Here is a 13,153-nt window from a genome sequence, read left to right as displayed (position 1 = left end):
TCTCTCGGTGTTAGCTTTCTGAGCTGACCTGAGCGGCGCACCTGTGTGACGGGTGAGCACACACGACCGAATCGGAGCGGATCGGACCCATGGGACGAGCGGAAGAGAGACGAGCGCGTCAGCGTGGTGGCCGCCGCGCGGCGCCGAGGGGACGCCGCTCGTCACCGGCGGCCGACCGGAGCCTCATACGCCGGCTGTTCACCTGGAAGAAGATCCTCGGCACGTTCTTCGGCGTGATCCTGCTCGGCATGGGCGCCTTCATCGTGCTGTACATGGTGATCGACATCCCCGAGGGCAACGCCGACGCCCAGCGACAGGGCAACGTCTACAAGTACAGCGACGGCTCGATCATGACCCGCAAGGGCTACAACCGCGAGATCGTCGACCTGGCCAAGGTCCCCAAGGACGTCCAGCACACCTTCGTCGCCGCCGAGAACAAGACCTTCTACAAGGACTCCGGCGTCGACCTCAAGGGCACCGCCCGCGGTGTGCTCAACACGCTCTCCGGCAAGGGCGCGCAGGGCGGTTCCACGATCACCCAGCAGTACGTCAAGAACTACTACCTGACGCAGGACCAGACCGTCTCCCGCAAGCTCAAGGAGCTGGTCATCTCCCTGAAGCTGGACCGGGAGAAGCCCAAGGACTACATCCTCGCCGGCTACATCAACACCAGCTTCTACGGCCGCAGCGCCTACGGCATCCAGGCCGCCGCGCAGGCCTACTACCGCGTCGACGCCGAGGACCTCACGGTCGAGCAGGGCGCCTACCTCGCCGCGCTGCTCCAGGCGCCCAACCAGTACGACTGGGCGATCGCCAGCGAGACCGGCAAGAGGCTCGTCGAGGAGCGCTGGAACTACGTCCTGGACAACATGGTCGAGCAGAAGTGGCTCGACAAGAGCGACCGCGAGGGCATGAAGTTCCCGGTGCCGAAGGAGCCCAAGCCGGCGCCCGGCATGGAGGGGCAGACCGGTTATCTGGTCGAGGCGGCCAACACGGCGCTCAAGAAGCAGCTCGTCGCGGGCGGCACCGCCGAGGACATGAAGCAAGCCGAGGCGATGGTCGAGGCCGGCGGCTGGACCGTCACGCTCAACATCGACAAGAAGAAGCAGGCGGCGCTGGAGAAGGCCGTCAAGGAGCAGCTCACCAGCAAGCTCGACCCGAAGAAGCGCGACGTGGACGCCGACGTCCAGGCCGGCGCCGCCTCCGTGGACCCGAAGACGGGCGCGGTCGTGGCGATGTACGGCGGCGTGGACTACGTGAAGCACTACCGCAACAACGCCACCCGCGACGACTACCAGCCCGCCTCCACCTTCAAGCCGGTCATCCTCGCCGCGGCCGTGGACGAGGACGCCGAGACCCAGGACGGCGTGCCGATCACCGCGAACACGCTGTACGACGGCACGAGCGAGCGCCCCGTGGTGGACAACGGCCGCGAGGTCGGCTTCGCCCCGGAGAACGAGGACGACGGCAACTACGGCGAGATCGACGTCCAGGAGGCCATGAACAAGTCGGTCAACTCCGTCTTCGCGCAGATGGGCGTCGACGTCGGCATGTCCGAGGTGGTCGACGTCGCCGGCAAGCTCGGCATGGAGACCGAGGGCATGGACCCCGTCCCCGCGCAGACCCTCGGCAGCATGGGCGCGAGCCCGCTGGAGATGGCGGGTGTCTACGCCACCCTCGACAACCACGGCAAGAAGGTCACCCCGGCCGTCGTGAAGTCCGTCGAGCACAACTCCCGCAAGGTCGACTTCCCCGACCCGATCGGTGACCAGGTCATCAGCCGGGAGGCCGCCGACACGGTGACGTCCGTGCTGACCGGCGTGGTCGACGACGGTACGGCCAAGAAGTCCGTGCGCGACAACCCGATGCGCGACGGCCAGCAGGTGGCCGGCAAGACGGGTACCTCCGACAACAACAAGTCGGCCTGGTTCACCGGCTACACGCCCGAACTGGTCACCGCCGTCGGCCTGTTCGGCGAGGACTCCAAGACCTTCGGTCAGGTCCCGATGTACAAGGCCGGCGGCGAACCCCGCGTCAACGGCGGTGGCTTCCCGGCGCAGATCTGGGCCGCCTACACCTTCGGCGTGATGGACGGGGTCAGCAAGTTCGACCTGGAGACCAAGCAGGGGGCCGCGGTGAAGCCCAGCAGCTCCGCCACGGCCAGCGAGTCGCCGTCGCAGTCGCCGACCGAGGAGGAGACGGCCGAGGAGACGCCGACCCAGGAGCCGACGTCCGAGGAGCCGACCCAGGAGGAGACGACCGAGGCGCCGGAGGAGTCGCCGTCCATGTCCCCGTCCGGCAGCCCGTCGACCGAACCGCCGACCGGCGGGCCGACCACGGAGCCCGAGGACCCGCTGTTCCCGGGCAACGACCGGCGCGAGCAGTAGCCGCCGCGAGGACGACCCAGACGTGAAGGGGCGCCCGGTGCACGCACCGGGCGCCCCTTCACATACGCCTCAGCCCCGGTTCAGTTCGAACCAGACCACCTTCCCCGTGCTCAGCCGGGTCGCGCCCCAGCGCCGGGCCAGCCGGTTCACCAGGTACAGCCCGCGCCCGCCCTCGTCCGTGGCCCGCGCCTGCCGCAGCCGCGGAAGCTGCGGCACGTCGTCGCCGACCTCGCAGCGCAGCACGTCCGTGCGCAGCAGCCGCAGCGACACCGGCCGGGACGCGTACCGCACCGCGTTGGTCACCACCTCGCTGACCAGCAGCTCCACCGAGTCCGTGAGCTCCTCCATGCCCCAGCGGGCCAGAGCACGCCGGGCCAGGCGGCGGGCCTGCCCGGGCGCCGCGTCCTCCGGGGCCAGCGACCAGTACGCCACGTCACTGGGCGCGATGCCGTCGAAGCGGGCGGCGAGCAGCGCGATGTCGTCGTCCCGGTCGCCCGGGCCGAGCATGTCCAGCACCTCGTCGCACAGGGCCTCCAGCGGCGGCGGGTGGTCCGGGCCGGTGAGCTGCGCGGTCGCGGCGAGGCGCTCCCGGAGCTGCTCGATGCCGGTCCACACGTCCCGCAGCCGGGATTCGACCAGCCCGTCGGTGTAGAGCAGCAGCGTCGCGCCCGCCGGGGCGTCCAGCTCCACGGCCTCGAAGTCCACGCCGCCCACGCCGATCGGGGCGCCCGCCGGCACCCGCAGCACCTCCGCCCGGCCGCCCAGGTGCAGCAGGACGGGCGGCGGATGACCGGCGTTGGCGACGGTGATGCGGTGCGAGACCGGGTCGTACACGGCGTACAGGCAGGTCGCCATGCGGTCGGTGCCCAGGCGCTGGGCCTGCTCGTCGAGGTGGTGCAGCACCTCCTGCGGCGGCAGGTCGAGCCCGGCCAGGGTCTGCGCGGTGGTCCTGAGCTGGCCCATGATGGCCGCCGACGTCATGGAGTGGCCCATCACGTCGCCCACGACCAGCGCGACCCGGCTGCCCGGCAGCGGAATCGCGTCGTACCAGTCGCCGCCGACCCGGGCCGTCTCGGCGGCCGGCAGATAACGGGACGCCAGCCGTACGCCCGTGCAGCGCGGCAGGTTCTCCGGGAGCATCGTGCGCTGGAGTTCGTCGGCGATGTACGCCTCGCGCCCGTACAGCACCGCCTTGTCGATGCCGAGCGCGCTGTGCGTGGCCAACTGGGCGGCCACCAGCAGGTCGTCGCCCTCGAAGGCGACGCGCTCCGGCCCGCGCAGGAACAGCGCGGCACCGATCACCCGGCGCCGCCCCCGCAGCGGCGCGAGGATCGCGCGCCGGCCGGAGGGCACGGCGAAGTCGCCCTCGTCACCCAGCAGCTCGGGCAGGGCGGCGCGGGCCGCGGCGGTGTCCGTGAAGACCGGGCGCACCCCGCGCAGCACCTCGGCGAGCGCGCTGCCCGGCCGTACCTCGCACAGCTCCGAGCCGACCGCCTCCAGCTCGGAGGGCTCCGGCTGGGCCGCGGGCAGGAAACCGCCCTCGGTGTCCCGCTCGGCCGGTATCCGGTCGGTGCGGCGAAGCCGCAGCACCAGCGGACCGGTGGGCCGCTCGTCGCCGACCGGCAGCGGCTCGCGCAGATAGACCAGGATCGCGTCCGAGAACGTCGGCACGGTGGCCCGGCACAGGCCCATCACGATCTCGTCCAGGTCCATGCCCCGGGCGATCCGCCGGGTCGCGGCGCCGACGAACCGCAGCCGGTCCCCGTCCCGCCGCATGGGCGTGGGCCGTCCGGGCGCGGTGGGCTGCCCGGTCCGGCGGTCCGGCTCCGGCACCGCGCGTCCGCCCTGCCCGGCCGGCGCACCGGCCCCGTCCCGCGCGCCGTCCGGCTGTACCGGGACGCCCTCGGGCGCGGGCCGCGGACGGTGCGTGCCGGGCTCGGCGGACTGCTCGGTGCCCGGCTGGGAGTGCTCGAAGGCACCCGTACCGGGGGTGGGCGGCGTCTCTCCCGTGCGGCCCTGCGCCGGTAAGGCTGCCTGGGGGCCCCGCGGCGGCGCCGGGGCGCTCAGGAACGCCCCACGGGGGTCCGTGGGGTCGGCGCCCGCCGGGGGGCGTTCGAAGGAGGTCGGGTGCTCCGTCACGCGTGTCGAATCCATCCGTCCGGGACTGCGCGCGGCGCGTGCAGTTCGTCCCGCAGAAATCCCGATACCCGGAAGAGGTGCCCCAGGAACGGAATTCCCGCGTGGTCAGAGGCTGTTCCTGTGCCACCGGCGGGCCGTCCCCGGCCCGTACCGGCATTGCCGTCGTACCCCTCGCTCACGTCCTGCCGCCCCTCGGTGACGATCGGTCAAGCACGGTGTGCGCTCCGCCCGTTGCCGCTGCGCACCGTTGCGGAGGACGATCCTACGGTTCGTGCCCGGGGGCGCATCAAGGGTCTCATGAGGACACGTGCGCGGGCATGCGATCCCAGTCGCCGGGCAGCGGCGGTACCGGCCACGAGGGATCCGGCCGCCACTGCTCCCAGCCGTCCGCGAACGGGGAACCCCAGGCGTCGATCTCCGCCACCGCGGCACGCCCCGCCTCACGCACCCGCTCGGCGAGCCGGGCGTCCACCAGCCCGTCCCGCTGGGCCTGCGCGAACTCGTCCTCGTCGCGCCACTGCCAACTGCGGTCCGGCTGCACGGTGATGTCCAGGAAGTGGTCCACGGAGTCGACGCCGCCCTCCCAACGGGTCAGCGGCTCCTCCAGGTTCACGTACCAGTTCTTGAACTGCCAGCCCGGGTCCCAGAACAGCCACACCGACCAGGGGGCACCGGGCCGCGCCAGCTTCAGCACGCCCGTGCCGAACCAGTGGCCGCGCTGCACGGCACGCGGCCTGGTGTAGCGCGTGGCCAGCGGTTCCAGGTGCACCGGAGTGCCGTCGGCCAGCACCGGCTTGACGCACTCGGTGCCGGGCGCCATCCACACCGCGAGCAGGTCCCCGTCGTCTCGTACGACGGTGACGGGACGCGCGATGTGGACGTGCGGTCCGCCGTTCTCCCGATAGCGCCACAGGATGTGACTGCCGGGCGCCCAGAACCGGGCCGGGGCGGCCGGACCGCCCTCCTGCGCCGCCGCGCCCACCGTTTCGCCGTCTGCCATGGACAGATATTAGGTGCCCGGGCCATCCGGTGCGGAGGTGATCGCGAGGAGCACCCTCACGGGTGGGTCATCCGCAGCACGTCCAGCGCCTCGTCCAACTGCTCGCCCGTCAGGTCGCCGCGCTCGACGTACCCGCCCTCCAGAACCACCTGACGGATCGTCTTCCGCTCGGCCAGCGCCTTCTTGGCCACCTTGGCGGCCTCCTCGTACCCGATGTACTTGTTGAGCGGCGTCACCACGGAGGGCGAGGACTCGGCGTACTCCCGGGCCCGCTCCCGGTGCGCGACGATGCCGTCGACGGTCCGGTCGGCCAGCAGCCGCGAGACGTTGGCGAGCAGCCGCACCGACTCCAGCACGTTCTTGGCGATGACCGGCAGCATGACGTTCAGCTCGAAGTTGCCGGCCGCCCCGGCCGTGGCGACGGTCGTGTCGTTGCCGGTCACCTGCGCGGCGACCATGAGCACGGCCTCCGGGACGACCGGGTTCACCTTGCCCGGCATGATGGACGAGCCCGGCTGGAGGTCGGGCAGCGAGATCTCCGCGAGCCCGGTGCGCGGCCCGGAGGACATCCAGCGCAGATCGTTGGCGATCTTCGTCAGGCCCACCGCGATCGTGCGGAGCTGCCCGCTGGTCTCCACGATGCCGTCGCGGGCGCCCTGCGCCTCGAAGTGGTCGCGCGCCTCGGTCAGCGGCAGCCCCGTCGCCCGGGCCACCTCCTCGATGACGGCGGCGGCGAAGCCGGGCGGGGTGTTGATGCCGGTGCCCACGGCGGTGCCGCCCAGCGGCAGCTCCGCGAGCCGGGGCAGCGACGCGTTCAGCCGCTCGATGCCGTACCGCACCTGGGCCGCGTACCCGCCGAACTCCTGGCCCAGCGTGACGGGCGTGGCGTCCATCAGGTGCGTACGCCCGGACTTGACGACGTCGGCGAACTCCTCCGCCTTGCGCTCCAGGGCGGCGGCGAGATGGCCGAGGGCAGGGACGAGGTCCCGGCTCACGGCGGCGGTCGCGGCGATGTGGATGGAGGAGGGGAAGACGTCGTTGGAGGACTGCGAGGCGTTGACGTGGTCGTTGGGGTGCACGTCCCTGCCGAGCCGCTCCGTGGCCAGGGTGGCGATGACCTCGTTGGTGTTCATGTTGGACGAGGTCCCCGACCCCGTCTGGAACACGTCCACGGGGAAGTGCTCGTCCCACTTGCCCTCGGCGACCTCCGCGGCCGCCGCCTCGATCGCCTCGGCGGTCTCCCGGTCGAGCACCCCCAGCCGGGCGTTCACCCGTGCGGCGGCACCCTTGATGCGGGCCAGCGCCTCGATGTGCGCGCGCTCGATGCGCTGCCCGGAGACGGGGAAGTTCTCGACGGCACGCTGCGTCTGCGCGCGCCACTTGGCGTCCGCGGGAACGCGGACCTCTCCCATGGAGTCGTGCTCGATGCGGTAGTCGCTCATACCCGGTACAGCGTGCCGGGCGGTACGGATGTTCCGGGCGGGGCGGTGATCCGGTCCCTCACCGGAGGCGGAGCCCCCGGTGAGGGACGGCGGGGCTACGCCAGGCCCGGCCCCCGCACCGGGATCGTCGTGAACGTCGGCGCCGGCGCCGGGTCCTGGAAGAAGTCGTTGCCCTTGTCGTCCACCACGATGAACGCCGGGAAGTCCTCCACCTCGATCTTCCAGACCGCCTCCATGCCGAGCTCTTCGTACTCGACGACCTCGACCTTCTTGATGCAGTCCTGCGCGAGCCGCGCCGCCGGCCCGCCGATCGAGCCCAGGTAGAAGCCGCCGTGCGCGTCGCACGCGTCGGTGACCTGCTTGCTCCGGTTGCCCTTGGCCAGCATCACCTTCGAGCCGCCGGCCGCCTGGAACTGCTCCACGTAGGAGTCCATCCGTCCGGCCGTGGTCGGCCCGAAGGATCCGGACGCGTACCCCTCGGGCGTCTTCGCCGGGCCCGCGTAGTACACCGGGTGGTCCTTCAGGTACTGCGGCATCTCCTCGCCCGCGTCCAGCCGCTCCTTGATCTTGGCGTGCGCGATGTCGCGCGCCACGACCAGCGGGCCGGTCAGGGACAGCCGGGTCTTGACCGGGTACTTGGTCAGTTCGGCCAGGATGTCGTCCATCGGCTGGTTGAGGTCGATCTTCACGACGTCACCCGACTCGTCGAGCTGCTCGTCCGTCGTCTCGGGCAGGAACCGCGCCGGGTCGGTCTCGAGCTGCTCCAGGAAGACGCCCTCGGCCGTGATCTTGGCGACGGCCTGCCGGTCCGCCGAGCAGGACACGGCGATGGCGACCGGGCAGGACGCCCCGTGCCGCGGCAGGCGCACCACGCGCACGTCGTGGCAGAAGTACTTGCCGCCGAACTGCGCGCCGATGCCGATCTTCTGGGTCAGCTCGAAGACCTTCTCCTCCAGCTCCTTGTCCCGGAAGCCGTGCCCGAGTTCGGAGCCCTCGGAGGGGATCTCGTCCAGGTAGTGCGCGGAGGCGTACTTCGCGGTCTTCAGCGCGTACTCCGCCGACGTGCCGCCGACCACGATCGCCAGGTGGTAGGGCGGGCAGGCGGCCGTGCCCAGCGAACGGATCTTCTCCTCCAGGAACTTCATCATGGAGGCCTCGTTCAGGACGGCCTTCGTCTCCTGGTACAGGAACGACTTGTTGGCCGAGCCGCCGCCCTTGGCCATGAACAGGAACTTGTAGGCGCCGCCGTCGGTCGCGTACAGCTCGATCTGGGCGGGGAGGTTGGAGCCGGTGTTCTTCTCCTCCCACATGGTGAGCGGAGCCATCTGCGAGTAGCGCAGGTTCAGGTTCTTGTACGCGTCGTAGATGCCGCGGCTGAGGGCCTCCTCGTCGCCGCCCGCCGTCAGGACGTTCTGGCCGCGCTTGCCCATGACGATCGCCGTGCCGGTGTCCTGGCACATCGGCAGCACGCCCGCCGCCGCGATGTTCGCGTTCTTCAGCAGGTCCAGCGCCACGAACTTGTCGTTGCTCGACGCCTCGGGGTCGTCGATGATGCGGCGGAGCTGCGCCAGGTGGGCCGGGCGCAGGTAGTGCTGGATGTCGTGGATGGCCTCCTCGGCCAGCTTGCGCAGCGCCTCCGGCTCCACCTTGAGGAACGTCCGCCCGTCGGCCTCGAAGGTGGAGACACCCTCCGAGGTCACCAGCCGGTACGGAGTGGTGTCCTCGCCCTGGGGGAGCAGATCGGTGTACGCGAACTCAGGCATCTCGCCCATTCCTCACTCGACATCACGCGCGGCTGGATTCCTCAGCAACGACGGCTGGCCTCCATTGGCAGCGTCCACCAGCGTAGAACCTGACGCCGGCGGCGGGCTTGTGAGGTAAGGCTCAGTGGGGCGGGTGTGAGGTACGGCTCAGCGAGCGGCGGGCGGGGCGGCCGGGACGGCGACACGGTCGTCCCCACCCCTTAACGCGATCTATCGCGTATCGGTAGGCTGCTGCCGTGGACCTTCAGAAGCACGACCGACCGCAGGGCACGGGCACGGCACCGGACGTCACCGAGATGCGCGCCTCCGACGCCGACCGCGACCGCATCGCCGACATGCTGCGCGACGCCCTCGCCGAGGGGCGGCTGACCGCCGACGAGCACGCCGAGCGGGTGGAGGGCGTACTGGCGGCCAAGACCGTCGGCGAGCTGGACGTGTTCGTACGGGACCTGCCCGCCGCGCACGCCCGCCGGGACGCCGGCCCCGCACCCGCCCCCGACCGGCCCACCGCGGGCGCCATCCCCGTGGACCCCGACGAGAACGTGGTGGCGGTGTTCAGCGCCGCCACCCGCAGGGGCCGCCGGCGCGTGAGCCGCCGCATCCACGCCTACGCGATCTTCGGCAGCGTCGAGATCGACCTCAGCGAGGCGCTCTTCGAGCACCGGCAGGTCATGATCAAGGCGTTCTCCGTCTTCGGCAGCGTCGAGATCGACGTCCCGGAGAACGTGTCGCTGCGCGGCACCGGCGGCGGTGTCCTCGGCAGCTTCGAGGTCGCCACGCTGGACTCGCCCGAGGCCGACGCCCCCGTCGTCTACGTGGACGGGTGGGCGATCCTGGGCAGCGTCGAGGCGCGTCCCCGGCGCGGCAAGCTCGTCGCGGACATCCTCGACCGGGTGCAGCGGAAGATCGACAGGAGCGTGCGCAAGCATCTCTAGCGGTTCGGAACCCAGTGCATAGGCCCGCGTACAACGGGTAAGCCTGACGCATCGTCTCTCGCTCGCGAAGCCGTCGTCAGGAGTAGACCGTGCTGCAACCGCCGCATTCGTCCCTGCAGGTAGCTGCTGTTCCGGCCCAGCGGGTGCCCGTGCGGGACAGGGACCAAGACGCTCCGTGGCACACCGAGGCGGTGTGCCGGCGCGACGAGGCCGGACTGTTCTTCGCACCGTCCAAGGAACCCACGGCCGCCCGGCTCTCCCGCGAGGAAGCGGCCAAGCGCGTGTGCGCGCGCTGCCCCGTGATGGTCGAGTGCCGCGAGCACGCGCTGCTGCAGCCCGAGCCGTACGGCGTGTGGGGCGGTCTGACGGCTGCCGAGCGCCGCGTCGTCCTGGCCCGCCGCCGGCGCCGCGACGTGGAGCTGAAGAAGTCCCGCGCCGCGACGGGCCGCATAGCCGCCGCCGGCTAGCGGGCGCGCACGCGAAAGGGCACCCTCTCCGCACAGAGGGTGCCCTTGTCGCGCGGTGCGCTCATGCCTCCGGGGGCACGAGCGAAGACGTCACTTGGCCCGGTCGAAGTCGATCGCGCTGTACGCCCGCAGCTTGCTCAGCCGGTGCTCGGAGTCGATCCGGCGCACGGTGCCCGACTTGGAGCGCATCACGATCGAGTCGGTCGTGGCCGTCTCCGAGCGGTACCGCACCCCGCGCAGCAGCTCGCCGTCGGTGATGCCGGTCGCCACGAAGAAGACGTTGTCCCCGGAGACCAGGTCGTCGGTGGTCAGCACGCGGTCGAGGTCGTGCCCGGCGTCGATGGCGCGCTGTCGCTCCTCGTCGTCCTTGGGCCACAGCTTGCCCTGGATCGTGCCGCCCAGGCACTTCACGGCGCAGGCCGAGATGATGCCCTCGGGCGTGCCGCCGATGCCGAGCAGCAGGTCGATGCCGGTGCCCTCGCGCAGCGCCAGGATGGAGCCGGCCACGTCGCCGTCGGAGATCAGCTTGATCCGGGCGCCGGTCTCCCGGACCTCCTTGATCAGGCCGTCGTGGCGGGGCCGGTCGAGGATGACGACGGTGACGTCCTCGGGCGTGGACCGCTTGGCCTTGGCGACCCGGCGGATGTTCACGGACACCGGCGCGTCGATGTCGACGAAGTCGGCGGCCTCCGGTCCGGTGACCAGCTTGTCCATGTAGAACACGGCCGACGGGTCGAACATGGAGCCGCGCTCGGCGGCGGCCAGCACGGCGATCGCGTTGGTCATGCCCTTCGCGGTGAGGGTGGTCCCGTCGATCGGGTCGACGGCGATGTCGACCTCGGCCCCGGTCCCGTCACCGACGCGCTCTCCGTTGAAGAGCATCGGGGCCTCGTCCTTCTCACCCTCACCGATGACGACGACGCCGTTCATCGAGACGGTGGAGACGAGGGTGCGCATGGCGCGCACGGCGGCACCGTCCGCGCCGTTCTTGTCCCCGCGGCCGACCCAGCGGCCGGCGGCCATCGCCGCGGCCTCGGTGACCCGGACGAGTTCCAGGGCGAGGTTGCGGTCGGGGGCCTCGGAGGGGACGTCCAGCTCGGACGGCAGATGATGATGCTCGGTCATCGGAGCGCACCTTTCTGATACGACGACGGCCGGATGAGGGTATGACTCGCACTCTATCGTCAGTCCGACAAAATGAGCAGGGGACCCCACGGATGAGCGGATCGGGGACCTGCGACGATAGGGGCGTGGCAGGTACGAACGGCAAGCAGAAGACGGCCCGGGACATGGTCCTCTCCCTGGGTGTCATCGTCCTCGTGGGACTCGTGATGTGGCTCTTCATCCCGCACGACGAGGGGGAGCCCGACCTGAAGCGCGTCGACTACCGCGTCGAGCTGCTCACCGCGCGCCGCGCCGCGTCGTACCCGGTGGCGGCGCCCGAGGGGCTGTCCCAGGACTGGAAGCCGACCTCCGTCCGCTTCCGCGGCGACGAGTTCGACGCCTGGCACCTGGGCTTCCGCGCCCCCGACGGGGAGTACGTGGCGGTCGAGCAGTCCGCGCAGAAGCCGTCCACCTTCATAGAGGAGGCCAGCCAGGGCGGGCAGAGGACCGACGCCACCCAGGAGATCGCCGGCCGCACGTGGACCCGGTACGAGGGCGGCCGGTACGACGCGCTCGTGCTGGAGGACAAGGGCGCGACGACCGTGGTGGCGGGCACCGGGTCGTACGAGCAGCTCGCCACGATGGCGGCGGCGCTGAGGACGGACTGAGCGCGCGCCGCGCCCCGCGCACGAGGAAGGCCCCCGGCGGGATGCCGGGGGCCTTCGTCTTCCGGCGGGCGGCGCCTCAGACGGTGGTGACGACCTGCTCGTACGCGAGGCGCGGGGAGCGCGGGAACCAGGCGTCCGGGCCCGGACGGCCGATGTTGACGACCATCAGCGGGGTGTGGTCGTCGTCCAGGAACTCCTTGCGGATGCCCTCGAAGTCGAGGCCGGTCATCGGGCCGGCGGCGAGACCGGCGGCGCGGACGCCGACGATGAAGTACGCGGCCTGGAGGGCGGCGTTCAGGGTGGCGGAACCCTCACGCACCGGGCGCTCGCTGAAGAAGGCGTCCTTGGCCTGCGGGAAGTGCGGGAAGAGCTGCGGCAGTTCCTCGTGGAACTCGTTGTCCGCCGACAGGATGGCGACCAGCGGCGCGGAGGCCGTCTTGGGCTGGTTGCCCTCGGCCATGTGCTGGACCAGGCGCTCGCGGGCCTCGGGGGAGCGGACCAGCGTGATGCGCAGGGGGGACTGGTTGAAGGCGGTCGGGCCGTACTTGACCAGGTCGTAGATCGCCTGCACCTGCTCGTCGGTCACCGGCTCGTCGGTGAAGGTGTTCGCGGTGCGGGCCTCGCGGAACAGCAGGTCCTGGGCGGCGGGGTCAAGAACAAGGGACATGCGTGGACTTCCTAGGGGTGTGCGTCGGCCTCGTGCGGATCGGGGACGCGGCCGTTGACGGGGAAGACGCTACGCGAAAAAAGTTCAAGCTTCAACCAAAGGCGCCCTTGGTGATCACCGACGTGACGCGGAACACAGGAGCGGGGTGATCACTTCGCGCGCCGGGCGCGGTCCTACGGGTGGCAATGGCACCCACCGAGGGGACGCACCGACATGACCGGCACAGGCGCCGCCAAGGGTCCCGCGAGCTACTTCCCGTCGATCGAGAAGACGTACGGCCGCCCCGTCGCGGAGTGGAAAGAGCTGATCCGCTCCTCGCCGCTGACCAGGCACAGGGAACTCGTCACCTGGCTCAAGACCGAACACGGCCACGGCCACGCGAACGCCCTCGTGGCCCACACGCCGGCGGAGGGGGACGGGAAGTAGCGGACGGGGCCGGGGGACGAGTCTCGGGCTCCCGTCGGGGGAACCGGGCGCCGGGAGCGGCCGTCCGGGCGCGCGGGGCCCGCGGGAGTGCGGGCGCGGGGAGTCCGGCCGCAGTGCGGCTCGGAACGGTGGGCCCCAGGCCGAGACCCCGGGGC

At 71.3% G+C, this 13,153-nt stretch carries 11 protein-coding genes; 5 read left to right on the top strand and 6 right to left on the bottom strand.

All coding sequences use genetic code 11. The features are described 5' to 3' along the window. The first annotated feature begins 89 nt into the window (after positions 1–89). Complete coding sequence (locus ACH499_RS15760; protein WP_356199773.1) at positions 90–2,387, top strand: transglycosylase domain-containing protein; 2,298 nt, start codon at positions 90–92, stop codon at positions 2,385–2,387. A 69-nt stretch (positions 2,388–2,456) separates the two neighbouring features. Here ACH499_RS15760 and ACH499_RS15755 read toward each other — a convergent pair whose 3' ends face one another. The 4 genes from ACH499_RS15755 to ACH499_RS15740 all read right to left on the bottom strand — a co-directional run bounded on the left by ACH499_RS15755 (position 2,457) and on the right by ACH499_RS15740 (position 8,740). Further along, positions 2,457–4,541 (bottom strand): SpoIIE family protein phosphatase, encoded by a 2,085-nt coding sequence (locus ACH499_RS15755; protein ID WP_356199771.1) that lies wholly within the window; start codon positions 4,539–4,541, stop codon positions 2,457–2,459. 280 nt (positions 4,542–4,821) lie between these two features. Further along, positions 4,822–5,526, bottom strand: coding sequence for a DUF402 domain-containing protein (locus ACH499_RS15750; RefSeq protein WP_399016221.1), 705 nt, complete (start codon positions 5,524–5,526; stop codon positions 4,822–4,824). 56 nt (positions 5,527–5,582) lie between these two features. Further along, entirely contained in the window at positions 5,583–6,968 is a 1,386-nt protein-coding gene (locus ACH499_RS15745) for a class II fumarate hydratase (protein ID WP_392829567.1), read from the bottom strand. 95 nt (positions 6,969–7,063) lie between these two features. After that, entirely contained in the window at positions 7,064–8,740 is a 1,677-nt protein-coding gene (locus ACH499_RS15740) for a fumarate hydratase (protein WP_356199766.1), read from the bottom strand. 227 nt (positions 8,741–8,967) lie between these two features. Here ACH499_RS15740 and ACH499_RS15735 point away from each other — a divergent pair, with 227 nt between their 5' ends. Together ACH499_RS15735 and ACH499_RS15730 are read left to right on the top strand one after the other, a co-directional pair. Then, positions 8,968–9,666 carry a DUF1707 domain-containing protein gene (locus ACH499_RS15735; RefSeq protein ID WP_356199765.1) on the top strand — a complete coding sequence of 233 codons (699 nt, stop codon included), beginning with the start codon at positions 8,968–8,970 and terminating at the stop codon, positions 9,664–9,666. Between the two features lie 89 nt (positions 9,667–9,755). Then, positions 9,756–10,133 carry a WhiB family transcriptional regulator gene (locus ACH499_RS15730; protein WP_356199763.1) on the top strand — a complete coding sequence of 126 codons (378 nt, stop codon included), beginning with the start codon at positions 9,756–9,758 and terminating at the stop codon, positions 10,131–10,133. 90 nt (positions 10,134–10,223) lie between these two features. Here ACH499_RS15730 and glpX read toward each other — a convergent pair whose 3' ends face one another. Then, the gene (gene glpX / locus ACH499_RS15725; RefSeq protein WP_356199761.1) at positions 10,224–11,258 is read right to left on the bottom strand and encodes a class II fructose-bisphosphatase; all 1,035 of its coding nucleotides are present in this window, start codon (positions 11,256–11,258) and stop codon (positions 10,224–10,226) included. Positions 11,259–11,383: 125 nt separating this feature from the next. Between glpX and ACH499_RS15720 the strand changes: the two genes are divergently transcribed. Further along, positions 11,384–11,905, top strand: coding sequence for a DUF4245 domain-containing protein (locus ACH499_RS15720; RefSeq protein WP_356199760.1), 522 nt, complete (start codon positions 11,384–11,386; stop codon positions 11,903–11,905). 76 nt (positions 11,906–11,981) lie between these two features. On the opposite strand, the gene ACH499_RS15715 is transcribed toward ACH499_RS15720, so the two are convergent. Then, entirely contained in the window at positions 11,982–12,572 is a 591-nt protein-coding gene (locus ACH499_RS15715; RefSeq protein WP_356199759.1) for a malonic semialdehyde reductase, read from the bottom strand. A 213-nt stretch (positions 12,573–12,785) separates the two neighbouring features. Between ACH499_RS15715 and ACH499_RS15710 the strand changes: the two genes are divergently transcribed. Next, complete coding sequence (locus ACH499_RS15710) at positions 12,786–12,998, top strand: DUF4287 domain-containing protein (protein WP_399016215.1); 213 nt, start codon at positions 12,786–12,788, stop codon at positions 12,996–12,998. Positions 12,999–13,153: the final 155 nt, after the last annotated feature.

Origin of the sequence: Streptomyces sp. NPDC018947, assembly GCF_044390505.1 — a bacterium.
In the GTDB taxonomy this organism is placed as follows: Bacteria; Actinomycetota; Actinomycetes; order Streptomycetales; family Streptomycetaceae; genus Streptomyces.
Note: the sequence above shows the minus strand (reverse complement) of the source record. Positions and strands in the feature narration are given on the sequence as shown.

Excerpts from the sequence above, each read along its gene's own strand:
- ACH499_RS15760 (WP_356199773.1), top strand. The coding sequence starts at position 90 with ATGGGACGAGCGGAAGAGAGACGAGCGCGTCAGCGTGGTGGCCGCCGC.
- ACH499_RS15755 (WP_356199771.1), bottom strand. The coding sequence starts at position 4,541 with ATGGATTCGACACGCGTGACGGAGCACCCGACCTCCTTCGAACGCCCC.
- ACH499_RS15750 (WP_399016221.1), bottom strand. The coding sequence starts at position 5,526 with ATGGCAGACGGCGAAACGGTGGGCGCGGCGGCGCAGGAGGGCGGTCCG.
- ACH499_RS15745 (WP_392829567.1), bottom strand. The coding sequence starts at position 6,968 with ATGAGCGACTACCGCATCGAGCACGACTCCATGGGAGAGGTCCGCGTT.
- ACH499_RS15740 (WP_356199766.1), bottom strand. The coding sequence starts at position 8,740 with ATGGGCGAGATGCCTGAGTTCGCGTACACCGATCTGCTCCCCCAGGGC.
- glpX (WP_356199761.1), bottom strand. The coding sequence starts at position 11,258 with ATGACCGAGCATCATCATCTGCCGTCCGAGCTGGACGTCCCCTCCGAG.
- ACH499_RS15715 (WP_356199759.1), bottom strand. The coding sequence starts at position 12,572 with ATGTCCCTTGTTCTTGACCCCGCCGCCCAGGACCTGCTGTTCCGCGAG.
- ACH499_RS15710 (WP_399016215.1), top strand. The coding sequence starts at position 12,786 with ATGACCGGCACAGGCGCCGCCAAGGGTCCCGCGAGCTACTTCCCGTCG.